Genomic DNA, 16,885 nt, shown 5'->3' with positions numbered 1-16,885 from the left:
GGAGGGAAAGCACCGACCCGCCATCAATCCCCCGCCAGCCCGAGTTGCGTCGCCACGAACGGCGCCTCGTGCATCACGGCGGGCTTGCGGCCGCGCAGGATCAGAATCCACTCGCGGATGGAGACGACCAGCACCAGGACGGCGACGGCCATGAAGACGGAGGCCACCACCGCGTCCATCCGCGCGTTGAAGATCATCTGCCGCGCGGCGTCCACCGTCTTCGCACCGGCGGGAAGCCCGCCCGCCGCGAGCGCGGCTTCGATCGCGCGGGCCTGCGACAGGAAGCCGAGCTTGGGGTCCGCGGCAAACACCTTCTGCCACCCCGCGGTAAACGTCACCGTCGCGAGCCAGGCCAGCGGCAGCAGCGTCGTCCACGCGTATCGCGCCTTGCCGGCCTTGATCAGCACCGTCGTCCCCACGCACAGCGCCACCGCCGCCAGCAGCTGGTTGCTGATGCCGAACAACGGCCACAGCGAATTGATGCCGCCCAGCGGATCGATGACGCCCTGGTACAGAAAGTACGCCCATCCGCCCACCACCAGCCCGCTGGAAAGGATGATGGAGGGATACCACGACGTGCGACCGAGCGGCTTCCACACGTATCCCAGCAGCTCCTGCGTCATGAAGCGGCCCACGCGGGTGCCGGTGTCGATGGTGGTGAGGATGAACAGCGCCTCGAACATGATGGCGAAGTGGTACCACACCGCCGCCAGCCCCGGCCCGCCGATCACCCCGGAAAAGATCTGCGACATCCCCACCGCCAGCGACGGCGCGCCACCGGTTCGCGCCATCAGCGTCTCTTCCCCCACGGACGCCGCCAGTGCCTGCATCTGCTCCGGCGTCACCACGAAGCCCCACGCGGCAATGGTGCGCGTCGCCGCCTCCAGCGTGCCGCCCACCACGCCCGCCGGCGCGTTGATGGCGAAGTACACGCCCGGATCCAGAACCCCCGCCGCCACCATCGCCATCACCCCCACGAACGACTCCATCAGCATGGCGCCGTAGCCCACCAGCCGCGCATCCGACTCCCGCGACAGCATCTTGGGCGTGGTTCCCGACGCCACCAGCGCGTGAAATCCGCTGATGGCCCCGCACGCCACGGTGATGAACGCGAACGGAAACAGCTTGCCGGAAAACACGGGCCCGGTGCCGTCCACGAACTGCGTCACCGCGGGCATGCGCACTTCCGGCAGCGTAAGCAGAATGCCGGCGGCGAGCGCGGTAATCGTCCCGATCTTCAGAAACGTCGAGAGGTAGTCGCGCGGGCAGAGCAGCACCCAGACGGGAAGGACGGAGGCAATGAATCCGTATCCCGCCATCAGCCACACCAGCGTGGTCTTCTCCACCGTAAAGAACGCTGCCCACGCGGGGTCCGCCGCCACCCACTTGCCACCCACCGTGGCCGCCAGCACCAGCACCACGCCGATGGCCGACGCCTCGCCCACGCGGTCGGGGCGAAAGGAGTGCATCCACCACCCCATCAGCAGCGCGATGGGAACGGTGCAGGCGATGGTGAACAGCCCCCACGGCGAGTGCGCCAGCGCGTTCACCACGATCAGCGCCAGCACGGCCAGCAGAATGGCCATGATGCACAGCACCGCGACCATGGCGATGATCCCCGCCGCGGGATTGATCTCCTCGCGCGCCATCTGCCCCAGCGACTTGCCGTCGCGCCGCATGGAGGCGAACAGGATCACGAAGTCCTGCACCGCCCCCGCCAGCACCACGCCGATGATGAGCCAGAGCGTGCCGGGCAGATAGCCGAACTGCGCCGCCAGCACCGGCCCCACCAGCGGCCCCGCCCCCGCGATCGCCGCGAAGTGGTGCCCGAACAGCACCCAGCGGTTGGTGGGGATGAAGTCCACATGGTTGTCCAGCCGCTCCGCGGGCGTGGCGCGCCGGTCGTCCAGTTCCAGCACGCGCGTGGAGAGAAAGCGGGCGTAGAAGCGGTAGGCCACGGCGTACGTGCAGATGGCGGCCACCACCATCCACGCGGCGTTGATGGTTTCGCCGCGGTGCAGGGCGATGACGCCGAGCGCGGCGGCGCCCAGCAGGCCCACCACGGCCCAGCCCAGGAGGGGAAGACGGTTTCGCATGGAGGTGGATACGGGGACGGGTCCGGCGGAGGATGGAGAGCGGCGGAAAGTGCGGCCACCTTCCCGCGCAGACAAGAGGGGCCGGCGCGTCGCCGATGACTGTTCACTCACGCCGGCCGACCCGAGCCGGCGGCGATGACCGTCAGCACGCGCCCGCCAGGCCGGGCGGCGCGGGCCGCGCGGCAAGTGCGTCACGAGGCGACGCAGAGGGATCGTTCCCAGGCCACCTCCGGCCCGCGGGCGAGCTTCGTTTCGCGAAAATTCTTGCCAAGCGGCGCGATCCGGATGCAGGTTGCACACACGCCGCTTGGGGATGATTGGACCGCGCGACAGGTCTCGTCCCCGCAACCGTGGATGAAGGACGACGGCGGACCATCGGATAGCCATCTCCGCCCGGAACCCGGACGCCACTACGCAAGTATTACGACAATCTTGATCGGCCGATCAGCACGCCGATCCGCGGCCGCGCCGCCGGCGCGGGTGAACAAGCGCTCGCGAGACCGTCTAAACGGCAGGATGAACGGCATCCACCGCTCCCGGACGATGCCGTCTCCGACCGAACGCGCGCCGCGGAACCCGGCGCAGATCGCCCGCCCGATCGCCAGCGGACGATCATCCTCCGAAGACGTCCGACATCTCCGCTTCCACCGCGCTGTTCCGCGCCGAGGACGGAGGCGAAAAGACCCCGGGCGATGAAGAAGCCGCCGGACCGCCCGCGTTTCCCGGCGCGCGGCGAGCACCCGAACCCGCCGCGTACCTGCGTGCGAGGCCGGGCAACGTTCGGCCGTCGGATGGCGTCTATCACCCCCGGAACATGCTGCCCGTGGCGGGTAACGCATGTTCCGACACCATTTGCGATTATCCGGTTTTTCGGTTACCTTTTGGTCCCCCGCGGATCCTGGTTCTGCCCCTGCTCATGAGTTCCATGTCCCCCCTGCGCCGCCTCGCCCCAGCCGTCCTCGCCGTGACCACGGTCGCGGTGCTGAGTGCCGCCATCTACCGCCGCACCCAGAAGTCCGACGACGCCGAACCCGCCCGGGAAAAAGCCCCGGCGGCGCTGGTGCAGACCTCCGCGTCCGGCACGTTCGCCACCGACGTCGCCATCCCCGTGCAGGGGAGCAAGGCGGTGCGCGGCGACCTGGTAATGTCGGTGAGCGCCGCCGGCCAGGCCGAGGCGTGGCAGAAGACGGTGCTGGTGGCGCAGGTGACCGGCCGGGTGACGTCGCTCCCCATCCGCGAGGGCGACGCCGTGCGCGCGGGGCAGCCGGTGGCCGGGCTGGACGGGGCGGAATACGCGCTGAACGTGGAAGAAGCGCAGGCCGCGCTCACCGAGGCGCAGGGCAAGTTTCGCGAAGCCACGCTGCTGGACGACCAGATCACCGACGCGCAGGTGCGCGCCGACCGGCAGGCGGCGGCGCGCTCGCGCAGCGGCGTGGAGGCGGCGGAGGTGCGCGTGCGCCGCGCCCGGCTGGACCTGTCGCGCACCCGCATGGCCGCGCCGTTCGCCGGGCGCGTGGCCTCGCTCAAGGCCGTGCCCGGCCAGTGGGTGCGCCAGGGCGACGAGCTGATGACGCTGGTTTCGCTGGACCCCATCCGCGTGCAGGTGCAGGTGCTGGAAAGCGAACTCGCCCACCTGGCGCCGGGCCACACCGCCACCGTGAGCTTCGCCGCCTTTCCGGGCGAGGCGTTCACCGGCCGCATCCAGACGCTGAACCCCATCGTGGAAAGCGGCACCCGCACCGCGCGCGTCACCGTGCTGGTTCCCAACCCCGGCGGGCGCATTCTTCCCGGAATGTACGCGCGCGTCTCACTGCAGGCGCGGCGCTTTGCCAACCGCGTCCTGGTGCCCCGCGCGGCGCTGCTGGAGCGCGACCGGCGCACCATGCTGTTCGTCTTTGACGGAGCGGGCGGTTCGGGGCAGGCCAAGTGGCGCTACGTGACCACGGGGCTGCAGAACGACTCCGTGGTGGAGATCGTTTCCGGCATGGACACCGACAGCGTGGCCCCCGGCGAAACCGTGCTGGTGGACGGCCACTACACCCTGATTCACGACGCCCGCGTCCGCCTGGTGGACGACGTACGATCCGCCGGCGGCCGTCCCGACTGACGGCGCCGGCCCTGCTTCCCGTTACGACTCCAGGAACACCATGAAGCGCCTGCTCACAGCCGCGGTGCTCACCGCGCTTGCCCCCTTTTCGCTGGCCGCGCAGTCCGACACGGTGCCGCTCTCGCTCGCGGAGGCGCAGCGCGTGGCCGCCGAGAACAATCCGCAGTTCCGCCGCGTGGAGGCCGACGTGGCCAGCGCCGAGGCGGACGTACTGCGCGCCCGCGGCGCCTTTCTGCCCTCCGTATCCCTGGGCCTGCGCACCGGCGGCGGATACAGTCGCAAGTTCACGGGGCAGGACGAATTCGGAAACACCGTGGTGCGCGACGACCCGCTCGACTTCCAGAACAGCTCGGTGTCGCAGAGCCTGTCGGTGGACCAGTTCACCCTGTTCGACAACGGGGCGCGGCTCAAGGACACCCGCGCCGCGCGCGCCGGCCTGCAGGCCAGCGAGGCCCGCGTGGGCACGGAAGCGCTGCGGGTGCGCGGCGAGGTGGAGCGCCGCTACTGGGAGGCCGTGCGCGCGTCCAACGCCATCCGCCTGGAAGAAGAACTGCTGGAATCCGCGCGCGAGCGGCTGCGGAGCACGCAGACGCTGCTGCGCGTGGGCGTGCGCGGGCCGCTGGACGTGCTGACCGCGGAAGTCACCGTCGCCGAGCAGGAGCAGGCACTGGACCGGGCGCGCGGCGACGCCCGCCGCACGGAGCTGGACCTGCGGCAGTCCATGGGCGTGCTGAGCGGGCCGCCGGTGGCGCTCACCGACCGCCCTTCCGATCCGTTCGATCCCTCCACGCTGGACGCGGACGCCCTGGTGGCCCGCGCGCTGGCGACGCATCCCCGGCTGGCACGCGCGGAAGCCGCGGCCCGCCAGTCGGAGTACCGGCTGGACGCGGCGCGGGCGGGGCGCTGGCCGCGCCTTACCATGGGCGCATCGCTGGGCCGCACCCAGCAGTTCAGCGACTACTCCGGGCTGGTGGAGCCCAATCCGCTGGACCAGGCGGCCAGCTTTTCCATCGGCCTCTCGTATCCCCTCTTTACGCAGTACCAGAACTCGTCGCGCATCCAGTCCGCGCGGGCCAGCCGCAACGCCGCGCTCGAGGACACCCGCGGCGAGCAGCTGGGGGTGGAGCGCGACATCCGCGCGGCGCTGGTGGAGCTTCGCAACGCGTACTCCGCGTCCGCGCTGGCCGAGCGATCGGTGGAGTTGAACCGCCGCCGGCTGGAGCTGGCGCGCCGGCAGTACCAGGTGGGCTCGCTGACCTCCACCGAACTCACCGACGCCGTGGAGCGCGCCGCCCGCGCCGAGCGCGACGCCCTTCGCACCCGGTTCGAGTTCGCCACCGCGCTCGCCACGCTGCGCGAGCGCACCGGCGACACCGCCGCGCCCTGACCCCGCCCCTTCGGACCTGAGCCGCATGTCGCTGCCGCGCATCGCCATCGACCGGCCGGTCGCCGTCGCCATGTTCTTTCTGGGCGTGGTGTTCCTGGGCCTGCTCTCCTTTTTTCGCCTTCCCATCGACCTGCTGCCGGACGTGGCGTATCCGCGGCTGGTGGTCTACACCACCGACGCGGGAGCCGCCCCGGCGGAGGTGGAGCGCTTCATCACCGAACAGGTGGAGCAGGCCATCAGCACCGTGCCCGGCGTGCAGGGCGTGGAAAGCGTCACCCGCGAGGGCGCCTCGCTGGTTACCGCCCGGTTCGCCTGGGGCACGGACATGGACTTCGCCGCGCTCAACGTGCGCGAGCGGCTGGACAACGTGCGCGACGCCCTTCCCGAACAGGCCGCGCGCCCCGTGGTACTGCGCACGGACCCGCGCAGCGAGCCCATCATGGCGCTTTCCGTGGCGGGCGGGCGCGACCTTCCGGGGCTCAAGGAGCTGACGGAGTCGGTCTTCAAGCGGCGGCTGGAGCAGATTGACGGGGTGGCGCAGGCGCAGGTGACCGGCGGCTCCGAGCGCGAGATTCACGTGGACGTGGACCCGCGCGCGCTGGAAAGCTTCGGCCTCACGGTGGATGACGTGGCGCTGGCGCTGCGCGAGTCCAACGCCTCCGCGCCGGGCGGAACCATCCGCCGCGGCCGCTACCGCTACTCGCTGCGCACGCTGGGCGAGCTGCGCGGCGTGGCGGAGATTGCGGAGGTGCCCCTGCGCCGCTCTGCCGCCGGGCCGGGGGCGGACAGCACCGGCGCCCGCGTGCTGCTGCGCGACGTGGCCCGGGTGGAGGACGGATTCCGCGAGCGGGAGTCGCTGGCGCGCTACAACGGCCAGGAATCCGTCGGGCTGATGGTGTTCAAGAACGCGGACGCCAACACGGTGCGCGTCGCCAGCCAGGTAGAGGAAACGCTGGTCCAGCTGCGCCGCGAGTACCCGGACGTGTCGCTGGAAATCGCGGTCAGCCAGGCGGGGTTCATTTCCGACGCGCTGGCCAACGTCGTTCAGGAAGTGCTCCTGGGCGGCGTACTGGCGTTTCTGGTCCTGTTTCTGTTCCTGCGCGAGGCGCGGTATCCCGTGGCCATCGCCCTCGCCATCCCCATTTCGCTGATCGCCACCTTCGCCCTGCTGCACGCCACCGGGGTGTCGCTCAACATCCTCTCCTTGGGCGGAATGGCGCTGGGTGTGGGGATGCTGATGGACAACTCCATCGTGGTGCTGGAAAACATCTTCCGCCACCGCGAGATGGGGCTGCGCGCCCGCGCCGCCGCCGCCCTGGGCGCGGAAGAGGTGCAGCGCGCCATCACCGCGTCCACCATCACCACCATCGCCGTCTTCGGCCCCATCGTCTACATCGAAGGCGTCGCGGGCGAACTGCTGGGCGCGCTGGCGATGGCGGTCGCCTTTTCGCTGCTGGCCTCCATCATGGTCGCCGTCACCCTCCTCCCCGCCCTGGCGGCGCGGTGGGAAGGCGACACCGGGCGCGAGGCGGGAACGGGGCGGATCGGGCGCCTGCTGGCCCCGGTGCTGGACGGCTTTGACCGCGGATTCGCGCGCTTCGCCGCGCTGTACGAGCGCACACTGGCCTCCGCGATGCGCCACCGCGCGCGCACGCTGGCCTTTGCCGTGGGGCTGCTGGCCGTGGGCGTGGGCGTGGGATTCCTTCTTCCGCGCGGGCTGCTGCCGGAGGTGGACCAGGGCGGCTTCCGGCTGCGGGTGGAGCTTCCCGAGGGGACGCCGCTGGAGCGCACGGCGGATGAAAGCGCGCGGCTGGAGCGGCGGGTGCGCGCCGACCCCGCGGTGCAGGCCGTGTTCAGCCGCGTGGGCCGGCAGCTGGCGGTGGCGGGGATGGACGACCGGCAGAGCGGATTGAACACCGCCGTGCTGGACGTGCGCCTGCGCGAGGGAGAGGCGACGGCGGACGCGCTCAAGCGGCTGCGCCCCGTGCTGGCCTCTCTGCCGCCGGGGTCGGTGGCGGTGGAGGCGGGACAGGCCACCGCGCTGGGGCGGCTGCTGGGCGGCGGCGAATCAGACCTGGCGGTGCGCGTGCGGGGGGAGAACCTGGACGCGGCGCTGGCCTACGCCGGGCAGCTGCAGCGCCGGCTGGCTTCCGAGCCCGCCGTGGTCAACGCGCGGCTGGGGACGGAGCTGGGGCAGCCGGAAATGCGGGTGGAGATCGACCGCGAGCGCGCCGCCGCCTTCGGCGTGGACCCGCGGCGCATCGCGCAGACGGTGGAAGGCTACATGAAGGGCACCGTGGCCACCGACCTGGTGGAGTTCGACCGCAAGGTGCCCATCGTCGTCCGCCTGCCGGACGAGGCGCGCCGGTCCGCCGCCACGCTGCAGGAGCTGCGGGTGGACGGGATTCCGCTGCGCGAGCTGGTGCGCGTGTACGACGCCGCCGGCCCCAGCGAAATCCGCCGCGTGGACCAGAACCGCATGGTGACGCTGCACGCGGACGCCGGCCCGGGCGGGGTGGACCACGCGGTGGAGCGGGTGCAGGCGCTGGTGGCCGCCACGCCGCCGCCGCGGGGTCTGCGCGTGGACATCGGGGGGGAGAACGAGGAGATGCAGCGCGGCTTCACGGGGCTGGCGTTCGCCTTTCTGCTCGCGCTCGTCCTGGTCTACATGCTCCTCGCGGCGGAGTTCGAGTCGCTGCTGCTGCCGTTCATCGTCCTGCTGGCCGTGCCGCTGGCCGCGGTGGGCGCCACCGTCGCGCTCTGGGTGACGGGCGCGGGGCTCAACACCATGAGCCTGATCGGGATGGTGATTCTGGTGGGGATCGTGGACAACGACGCCGTGGTCAAGGTGGACTTCATCATCCAGGCGCGAAAGCAGGGGATGACGCGCCACGAGGCCATTCACGCCGCAGGCCACGCGCGCATGCGCCCCATCGTGATGAACAGCATCACCGCCATGCTGGGACTGCTGCCGCTGGCGCTGGGCGTGGGCCCGGGCGCGGAGCTGCAGGCGCCGCTGGCGATCGCGGTGTTCGGCGGCCTGCTTTCCGCCACCGCGCTGACGCTGGTGGTGATCCCCGTCGCCTACGACGTGCTGGACGAGCTGAGCGAGCGCATCGCCGCGTGGATGGGGCGCGGTTCCGCGGCGGACGCGGAGCCCGCGGTGCCGGCCGGGCTGGCGGCGGGGGACTGATGGCCGTCCGCATCCTCCCCGCCCCGGGCCGCGCCCGGAGGAAGGGGCGCGCCGCATGATCCGCTTTTCCATCCGCCGGCCCGTGGCGGTGGGCATGCTGTACTGCGCGCTGGCGCTGCTGGGCGTGGCCTCGTGGTTCCGGGTGCCGCTGGAGCTGCTGCCGGACACGGAGCTTCCCCGGCTGCGCATTACCGCCACGTGGCGCGGCGCCTCGCCGGAGGTCACGGAGGCGTTCCTTACCTCGCCCATCGAGGCGGCCGTGCAGCAGGTGCGCGGGGTGGAAAAGGTGACCTCCACCTCCGAGGAGGGGCGCGGCCGGGTGGACGTGGAGTTCGCGCGCAGCGCCGACATGAACTTTGCGCGGATGGACCTGAGCGAGCGCCTGGCCGCCATGGACGCGTCGCTTCCGGAAGGCGCCGGCCGTCCGCTGGTGGAGCCGTACGTTCCCGAGGAGTTCGCCGAGCAGAACCGCCCGTTCCTGCGCTACACGCTCACCGGGCCCATGACGGCGGAAGCGCTGCGGACGGTGCTGGACGAGCAGGTGGCGCCGGAGCTGCGGCAGGTGGACGGGGTGGCCGCGGTGCAGGGCTTCGGCGGGCGCGCGCGCATGCTGGAGATCGCGCTGGACGAGCCGCGCATTCTGGCGCTGGGGCTGTCGCCGGAAACGGTGCGCCAGCGGGTGCGCGATCTGGAGGACGTGCGCGAGGCGGGAAGCGTGGAGCGGGGCGGAATGCGCTACACCGTCGCCATCCGCGAGCACGCGGGCTCCGCGGAGCGGCTGCGGTCGCTGCCGCTGGCCACGGACAAGGGGCGCATGGTGCGCCTGTCGGACGTGGCGACGGTGCGCGACACGTATGAGGATCCCACGACGCTGTACCGCATCAACGGGCACCCCGCCGTTTCCTTTCAGGTGGTCAAGGAGATCGGCACCAACGTGGTGCACGTGGCGGACGCGGCCAAGGCGCGCGCCGCCACCCTGGACGCGGCTCTTCCCGGCGGGGCGCGCCTCCTTCTGGACACGGACGAAAGCGAGGCCGTCCGCACCCAGCTGACGGACCTGCGCGGCCGGGCGCTCTCGTCGGCGCTGATCGTGTTCGTGGTCCTCTTCCTCTTCCTCCGCTCCGTCCGCTCGGCGGCCATCGTCTTTTCCAGCATCGCCTTTTCCGCCCTCATCACCCTCAACCTCATCTACTTCGGCGGGCTCACGCTGAACGTGCTGACGCTGATGGGGCTGGCGATGGGCTTCGGGCTCATCATCGACAACGCGGTGGTGGTGCTGGAGAACGTGTACACGCACGCCCGCACCGCGCCCGACGCCCCCACCGCCGCGGAGCGTGGCGCGCGCGAGATGGTGCTTCCCGTGCTCGCGGCCACGCTGACGACCATCATCGTCTTCATCCCCTTCGTGTACCTGCAGGGCGAGGTGCGGCTCTTTTACGTGCCGCTGGCCATCGTGGTGGGGTTCACCAACATCGCCTCGCTCTTCGTCACGTTCAGCTTCACCCCCGCGCTGGCCGGGCGGCTGCTGGCGGGACGGGTGCGCAGCATTCGCGAGCGCCCCGCGCCGGCGCGGCCGCCGCTGTACCTGCGCCTGTACGCGGCCATGCTGGGCGGCACGCTGCGCTGGCCCTGGGCGGCGGTGCTGGCGTCGGCGCTCATGCTGGGCGGATCGTGGCTGCTGTTTGACAAGTACGTCACCCGCGGCACCGTGTGGCGGGCGTGGGGAAGCCAGCAGTCGTACATCAGCATCAACTTCGACATGCCGCGCGGCGAGGAATTGGACCGCACGGACGAGCTGGTGCGCTCGTTCGAGGCGCGGCTGGCCGCCATGCCGGAGGTCGCCCGCTTCACGACACACGTGTACCCGCAGGCGGCGCAGGTGCGGGTGGACTTTCCCGACTCGCTGCAGGAAACCTCCGTCCCCATCTCCATCAAGGAGCAGATGGAGGCGTACAGCCACCTGTACGGCGGCACCGAGGTGCAGGTGCACGGCTACGGGCCGTCGTTCTACGGCGGGGGCGGGTCGCCGCCCAACTACAGCATCAAGGTGCTGGGCTACAACTACGAGCGGGTGCGCGAGATCGCCGAAGACGTGGGGCGCCGGCTGCAGCGCTTTTCGCGCATTCAGGATGTGGACACCAACTCGTCGGGCTCGTGGTTCACGCGCGACCGCGCCACGGAGGTGGTGCTGCGGGTGGACCGCGAGCGGATGGCGGCGCACGGCATCACCGCCGCGGAGCTGGTGCGCCGGGTGAACGCCGCCATCGGGCGCAACGGGCAGCGCGGGTTTCTGCGGCTGGGTGACGAGGAACTGACTTTTTCCGTCGCGCTGCAGGGGCACCAGGCCATGGACGTGGGGCAGATGCAGAACCTGCTGATCCCCGCGCCGGGCGGCGGCGCGGTGCGCGTGGGCGACGTGGCGCGGCTGGACGAGCGCGAGGTGCTCAACAGCATCGTCCGCGAGGACCAGCAGTACCAGCGCACGGTGAGCTACGAGTTCCGCGGCCCCAACAAGCTGGGCGACAAGGTGCACGCCGCGGTGATCCGCGCCACCCGCCTTCCCGCCGGCTACACGCTGGTGGGCAAGGAGGAGTGGAAGTGGTCGGATGACGAGCGGACGCAGATCTACGGGGTGCTGGGCATTTCACTGCTCCTCGTCTTCATGGTCACCGCCGCGCTGTTCGAGTCGCTGCGCCAGCCGCTGTGCGTGCTGCTGACCGTGCCGATGGCGCTGATCGGCGTGTTTCTCGTCTTCTTCTTTACGAACGCCAGCTTCTCGCGCGAGGCGTTCATCGGCGTGATCATGATGGGCGGCGTGGTGACCAACAACGCCACGCTGCTCGTGGATCACGTGAACCAGCTTCGCCGCGGCGGGGGGCTGCCGCTGCGCGAGGCGGTGCTGCGCGGTACGCTGGAGCGGGTGCGGCCCATTCTGATGACCAGCGCGGTCACCATCCTGGGGCTGCTGCCGCTGGTGCTGTTCAGCGAGGCGGCGGACGCCAACATCTGGAACGCGCTCGGCTATTCCCTGCTCGGCGGGCTGGCGAGCAGCACCGTCCTGGTGCTGACCGTGCTCCCCGCGCTGTACCTCCTTTTTGAGCGCGGCCCCGAGCGCCGCCGCCTGCGCGCTTCGCTGATCGAAATCGCCGGGGTCGCGGCGCCCGCCCGGGCCGAGACGGCGAACGTCTGATCGGCTGAGATCGGGCCTGCTGGACGGCTCTCGCGGAAGCAGATGATTTGCCGCAACAACTGCGGAAAGTCTCCCGAACAGATGGGGGACTTCACCTGCAACGGCGGGATCAGTCCCGTCGACCGTATCGGTGCGGAGCGCGCGCATCGTGAGCGAATGGAATCCGCCGCTCAAACAGCGGTAAGCCCCGACACCGGCCGCTGGCGCGTCCGGTTCGGGGCTTCAACTGCATTGTGGGATCGACAAGTCGTCCGCCTCCGCAGTCCGCGCAGGCGGACTTCGTGTTTTTCGAGGCGCGGTTTCAACCGCCGGGCGGTGATCCGCCGACACGCACGAACTCTCCGACCGTCGCGCCGCGGCCGCACGGACGACGCCACGCGCTGATCCCCGCGTGAGGGATTCGCGCCCGCAGGGCCGAGAACCCGGTTCGCGCGCGCACCGGGTTCGCTCGGCGAGATCAACCATGGCGCGAACCGGGGGCTCGGCGCCGTTGGCAACAGTTGTATCGTTGCCTACGGCGCGCGAAGCCCGACCCGGAGCGCAGCGCAGGGACACGCCCGCAACTTCTTTTTTTTCCAGCAGTTTCCCCGCCCGGAACGCCCCGTCCACACCATGCGCGCGGTTACGGCACCACCGTTGCGGCTGTAGCTTGCACCGGTCATCAGACGCGGCCGTATTCGCTCCAACCCGATTGCGCAGTGGACAAGACTTTTCGCAGGCTCTTCAAGCAGCACTTCGGCGCGCCGCCGGTGAGCATTCTCGAGATCGCCGGGGACGGCTCCGCGCGCAAGATGGTGCGCCTGGTGGGCGAAAACATGGAGACGGCGGTGGGCGTCGTGGGCCCGGACCCGGACGAGAACCGCGCGTTTCTGGCGTTTTCGCGCGCGTTCCGCGGCATCGGCCTTCCCGTCCCCGAGGTGTACGCGGTCGACAAGAAGGCCGGCGTGTACATCGAGGAGGACCTGGGCGAAACGACGCTGTTCGACGCCGTGAGCCAGGCCCGCCAGGCCGATCCGGACGCGGACTTCCCCGCCGCCATGCTCCCCGTCTACCGGCGCATCCTGGAGATCCTGCCGCAGTTTCAGGTGGAGGGCGGGCAGGCGGTGGACTACTCCGTGGCGTACCCGCGCGCGGCGTTCGACCGGCAATCCATTCTGTGGGACCTGAACTACTTCAAGTACCACTTTCTGAAGCTGGCGCACATTCCGTTTAACGAGGCGCGGCTGGAAAAGGATTTCCGCCGCTTCGCCACCTTCCTGCTGGGCGCCGACACGCGGCACTTTCTGTATCGCGACTTCCAGTCGCGCAACGTGATGGTGCGCGATGGCGAGCCCTGGTTCATCGACTACCAGGGCGGCCGCCGCGGCGCGCTGCAGTACGACGTGGCCTCGCTGCTGTACGACCCCAAGGTGGGCTTGACGGAGCCGCTGCGCGAGGAACTGCTGGAGCACTACCTGGAGCAGCTGGAAAAGCGGATGCCGGTGGACCGCGAGCGCTTTCGCCAGCACCTGCGCGGATACACGCTGGTGCGCATCCTCCAGGCAATGGGCGCGTACGGCTACCGCGGCTTCTTTGAGCGCAAGCCGCGCTTTCTGCAGAGCGTGCCGCAGGCCATCCGCAACGTGGAACGGCTGCTGGAAACGGGCTTCGTGCCGGTGGAGTTGCCGGAGCTTCGCGCCGTGCTGGAGACGATCTGCGGCAGCACCACGCTGCGAAAGAAGCAGCCCACGCCACAGCCCGGGCTGACCGTGTACACCGGCAGCTTCAGCTTCAAGCGCGGCTACCCGGACGATGCGGGCGGCCACGGCGGCGGCTTCGTGTTCGACTGCCGCGCAGTGCACAACCCGGGACGCTACACGGAATACGCCAGCCTGTGCGGCTGCGACGAGCCCGTGAAGGACTTTCTGGAAAGCCTGCCGGAAGTGGAGGATTTCTGGATGCACGTGCGCGGCCTGGCCGAGCACCACGTGGGCGTGTGGCTTACGCGCGGCTTCAGTTCGCTGAGCGTCAACTTCGGGTGCACCGGCGGGCAGCACCGCTCAGTGTATTTTTCCGAGCGGCTGGCCGCTTACCTGCGCGCCAACTATCCCTCGGTGCACGTGGTGGTTACGCACCGCGAGCAGGACCACTGGCCGGACCGGGAGCTGGCGATGGCGCAGATGGCCGGCGCCGCCGCCGGCGCGCAGGAGCGCGGCTGATGGACGCCATGATCCTGGCGGCGGGGCTGGGCACGCGCCTGCGCCCGCTGACGGACCACACGCCCAAGGCGATGATCGAGGTCGGCGGCGTGCCCATGCTGGAGCGCGTCGCCCGCCGCCTGATCGCCGCCGGCGCGGACCGGCTCATCATCAACACCGCGTACCTGGCCGAGCAGATCGAGGACTACGTCCGCGCGCACGACGGCTTTGGCGTGGAGGCCGTGTTTTCGCGCGAGGACCCGGGGCCGCTGGAAACCGGCGGCGCGCTGCTGGCAGCGCGTCCCCTGTTTCGCCGCGACGGGCCGTTCTTTCTGCACAACGCCGACATCGCCACCGACCTGTCGCTGGACGACCTGCTCGCCGCGCACCACGCGGCGGGCGATCCGCTGGTGACGGTGGCGGTGCTGGACCGGCCCTCCGCCCGCAAGCTGCTCTTTGACGAGGACGGACTTCTGGGGCGCGTGGATGAGAGCAAGGGCGTGGACCTGCGCGTGCGCCCGGCCCGCGGCGCCGTGACCGCGCTCCCGTTCGCGGGCGTGCACGTGCTTTCCCCGCGCTTTCTGGACCTGCTGACGGAGACCGGCGCGTTCAGCATCCTGGAGCCGTACCTGCGGCTTGCGGCCGCGGGCGAGCGGATCATGCCCTACCGCGTGGATGGCTGCGCCTGGCTGGACATCGGCCGCCCGGAGCAGCTGGAGGCGGCGCGCCAGCGCTTCCCCGCCTGACGACTCCGGTTACGCCAAGCTGAATCGGATTCAACGCCGCGCGACTCTCCGTCGCGCGGCGTTCTACGTATGCTCTGCCGTTCACGCCCCCGGCAGAGCAAGAACGCGTAAACCCTCCCTGCGTGCAGCGTCGCAGTGCTTCTGGTCCGCGCTTACGAACGTGAGTTCATCCTCTGCGGGGATGTTCTGCTGGACGAGCAACGCCGACGCGACGTGGAGCGCATCACCAGGACGAAGCTGCTGCCGCTCGATGATCGGGACCGCCTCACGCATGCATTCGGATACGGCATTCATGTGGATCGGGATCGCGCCGTTGAAGTCGGCTTGAACGCGAGGCAGCGTCCGCCGTAGGGCCGACACGCTAAGTCCCTTGCGTGCGGCAGACGGACCACGTGCGATCTGCTGCAGCGCGGAAACGGTTTCCGGCAACGCCAGATCGCAAACGAGTACGCGGTCTCTCGTGGAAACCTGAGCCGAGTTCCGGAACAGATCGCGGACGGTCTGAGAGCCCGGTTCTACCACGTAGAGTTTTACGATGGCGGAAGAGTCCAGAAAATATCGTTTCACAGACGGGTTGCCCGCCGGAGCCGGATGAGTGCTTCACTGGCCAATTCCCCCTCTACGTGGATTGGCTCCGGCAACTCCCAGTCGGGAGCCGGATTGGGAATACGGATCGTGACGCCACGCTCCGCCATGCAGCGCTGAAACGCCACGTCGTCCGGATGCGGCTCCGGCTTCACCGGATCAGGCGCTGAACCCACCTTCTTCTTGGACATTCGAATCTCCCGGGTTTTGCATTCCATTCCTGGGCGGTGAGGAACGCGTCCTTACCGCCAGCGATCCCGACTACGACGAACCAGGCTATCTGGACACCAGATACCGCGAGCAGCCAACGTGCTGACACGGTTTGGGGTCCCGGACCGCTACACCCTCTCCGCGAGCGGCTCTCCTGTTCAGATCTGCACACGGGCAGGCCCTCCTCTTCAGCCGCGCGGCACTGCCGTGCATCCCCGCTCACGAACACGAAAGGCAATCCGGTGCCCATCGTCTCACGTGCGGTCAGCGCAGCGGCGATGTGGACGGCATCCGCGCCCCGGACCTTTCGCCTGTCGACCACATCGGCCGCAAGCGGGATGCAGCTGCTTGCCGTGATGCTCACGGCTGCCTCGGTTTCCAGCATCTGTGCGCGTACCAGCGGCAGCGTGCGACGGTACGCGGCCGGACTGAGTCCTCTCCGGCCGGCGTTCGGCCCCGTGGAGATCTGCTGAAGCGCCGAGATGGTCTCCGGGAGCGCGAGGTCACATGCACAGATGCGTGCTCGCGGAGGATCGGCGGCTGCGCCACGCACGAGTTCCCGAACCGTCGACCAGCCCGGCTCAACCACGTACAGGCGGACGATCGCTGACGAATCCAGAAAATACAGCTTCACAGGCGTCCCGAACGGCGCAGTTCCACGAGCATGCGGCTCACCTCCTGTTCGGTGAACGGGAGAAAACGCAGAGCCTCCCAGTCGATCTTGACTCCAGTAGTCCGCACCGGCACGACAACTCCCGCCTCCTCCCACTTCTTCCGGCGGGCCTGCCAATCAAGCTCGGCCTGGACACTGTCATTGGTGCTTGCATGCGCCTCGGACATGATCTCCTCGGGGTTAGGTCGCAGATTTGACGGTCGGGATGTCCACCGAGCGGGTGGAATCGTCACGGCTGAGCGCGCGAGGTGGGGCCGCGCTTGCCGCTCGCACGCGATCGCGGACGGTGCGGGTGAACCAGCCGGCATGTCCGTCCCGTCATGCGGCGTTGTCCACTCCGTCAGGAGAACAAGATAAACTGTTCGCTCCGCACATCAAATACCGCGAGCCGCCACCGTGCGGACCCGTTTCCCGACATGACGAAAAACCACCCCGATGCCGGCGGGTGGCTTTCGATTGTCTACCGTGGTCCTGCCCTCGGATGCGGCGGGCCGGGCAGGGCCAGCCCGCAGGCCGACGGT

At 69.9% G+C, this 16,885-nt stretch carries 11 protein-coding genes; 6 read left to right on the top strand and 5 right to left on the bottom strand.

What is annotated here, in order from left to right:
• Positions 1–23: 23 nt before the first annotated feature.
• Positions 24–2,096: a carbon starvation CstA family protein gene (locus tag HNQ61_RS26040; RefSeq protein WP_170035261.1), complete on the bottom strand. Its 2,073-nt coding sequence runs from the start codon at positions 2,094–2,096 to the stop codon at positions 24–26.
• 916 nt (positions 2,097–3,012) lie between these two features.
• Here HNQ61_RS26040 and HNQ61_RS26035 point away from each other — a divergent pair.
• From HNQ61_RS26035 to HNQ61_RS26010, 6 genes are all read left to right on the top strand, one after another.
• Entirely contained in the window at positions 3,013–4,203 is a 1,191-nt protein-coding gene (locus HNQ61_RS26035; RefSeq protein WP_170035260.1) for an efflux RND transporter periplasmic adaptor subunit, read from the top strand.
• A gap of 40 nt (positions 4,204–4,243) precedes the next feature.
• A complete protein-coding gene (locus HNQ61_RS26030; protein WP_170035259.1) occupies positions 4,244–5,590 on the top strand; it encodes a TolC family protein in 1,347 nt (448 codons plus the stop codon).
• Positions 5,591–5,615: 25 nt separating this feature from the next.
• Positions 5,616–8,783, top strand: coding sequence for an efflux RND transporter permease subunit (locus HNQ61_RS26025; protein ID WP_170035258.1), 3,168 nt, complete (start codon positions 5,616–5,618; stop codon positions 8,781–8,783).
• Between the two features lie 55 nt (positions 8,784–8,838).
• Positions 8,839–11,973: an efflux RND transporter permease subunit gene (locus HNQ61_RS26020; protein ID WP_170035257.1), complete on the top strand. Its 3,135-nt coding sequence runs from the start codon at positions 8,839–8,841 to the stop codon at positions 11,971–11,973.
• A 698-nt stretch (positions 11,974–12,671) separates the two neighbouring features.
• Positions 12,672–14,171, top strand: a complete 1,500-nt coding sequence (locus tag HNQ61_RS26015; RefSeq protein ID WP_170035256.1) for a RapZ C-terminal domain-containing protein — start codon at positions 12,672–12,674, stop codon at positions 14,169–14,171.
• On the top strand, positions 14,171–14,896 hold the full coding sequence (locus HNQ61_RS26010) for a nucleotidyltransferase family protein (protein ID WP_170035255.1): 726 nt from the start codon (positions 14,171–14,173) through the stop codon (positions 14,894–14,896). Before HNQ61_RS26015 ends, HNQ61_RS26010 begins: the two co-directional genes overlap by 1 nt.
• 81 nt (positions 14,897–14,977) lie before the next feature.
• On the opposite strand, the gene HNQ61_RS26005 is transcribed toward HNQ61_RS26010, so the two are convergent.
• From HNQ61_RS26005 to HNQ61_RS25990, 4 genes are read right to left on the bottom strand one after another with little or no spacing between them, the layout of a single operon-like run.
• Positions 14,978–15,463, bottom strand: a complete 486-nt coding sequence (locus HNQ61_RS26005) for a PIN domain-containing protein (RefSeq protein ID WP_170035254.1) — start codon at positions 15,461–15,463, stop codon at positions 14,978–14,980.
• Entirely contained in the window at positions 15,460–15,672 is a 213-nt protein-coding gene (locus HNQ61_RS26000; protein ID WP_170035253.1) for a hypothetical protein, read from the bottom strand. The genes HNQ61_RS26005 and HNQ61_RS26000 overlap by 4 nt, the downstream gene beginning before the upstream one ends.
• On the bottom strand, positions 15,633–16,325 hold the full coding sequence (locus HNQ61_RS25995) for a PIN domain-containing protein (RefSeq protein ID WP_170035252.1): 693 nt from the start codon (positions 16,323–16,325) through the stop codon (positions 15,633–15,635). The genes HNQ61_RS26000 and HNQ61_RS25995 overlap by 40 nt, the downstream gene beginning before the upstream one ends.
• A complete protein-coding gene (locus HNQ61_RS25990) occupies positions 16,322–16,531 on the bottom strand; it encodes a hypothetical protein (RefSeq protein WP_170035251.1) in 210 nt (69 codons plus the stop codon). Before HNQ61_RS25990 ends, HNQ61_RS25995 begins: the two co-directional genes overlap by 4 nt.
• Positions 16,532–16,885 lie beyond the last annotated feature (354 nt).

This window comes from Longimicrobium terrae, assembly GCF_014202995.1.
Taxonomy (GTDB): domain Bacteria; phylum Gemmatimonadota; class Gemmatimonadetes; order Longimicrobiales; family Longimicrobiaceae; genus Longimicrobium; species Longimicrobium terrae.
The sequence above is the reverse complement of the archived record's forward strand: the minus strand, read 5'-3'. Positions and strand labels throughout refer to the sequence as shown.

What these genes read in the sequence shown, in the direction of transcription:
- HNQ61_RS26025 (WP_170035258.1), top strand. Translation starts at nt 5,616, where the DNA reads ATGTCGCTGCCGCGCATCGCCATCGACCGGCCGGTCGCCGTCGCCATG.
- HNQ61_RS26010 (WP_170035255.1), top strand. Translation starts at nt 14,171, where the DNA reads ATGGACGCCATGATCCTGGCGGCGGGGCTGGGCACGCGCCTGCGCCCG.
- HNQ61_RS26000 (WP_170035253.1), bottom strand. Translation starts at nt 15,672, where the DNA reads ATGTCCAAGAAGAAGGTGGGTTCAGCGCCTGATCCGGTGAAGCCGGAG.
- HNQ61_RS26035 (WP_170035260.1), top strand. Translation starts at nt 3,013, where the DNA reads ATGAGTTCCATGTCCCCCCTGCGCCGCCTCGCCCCAGCCGTCCTCGCC.
- HNQ61_RS26040 (WP_170035261.1), bottom strand. Translation starts at nt 2,096, where the DNA reads ATGCGAAACCGTCTTCCCCTCCTGGGCTGGGCCGTGGTGGGCCTGCTG.
- HNQ61_RS26020 (WP_170035257.1), top strand. Translation starts at nt 8,839, where the DNA reads ATGATCCGCTTTTCCATCCGCCGGCCCGTGGCGGTGGGCATGCTGTAC.
- HNQ61_RS26030 (WP_170035259.1), top strand. Translation starts at nt 4,244, where the DNA reads ATGAAGCGCCTGCTCACAGCCGCGGTGCTCACCGCGCTTGCCCCCTTT.
- HNQ61_RS25990 (WP_170035251.1), bottom strand. Translation starts at nt 16,531, where the DNA reads ATGTCCGAGGCGCATGCAAGCACCAATGACAGTGTCCAGGCCGAGCTT.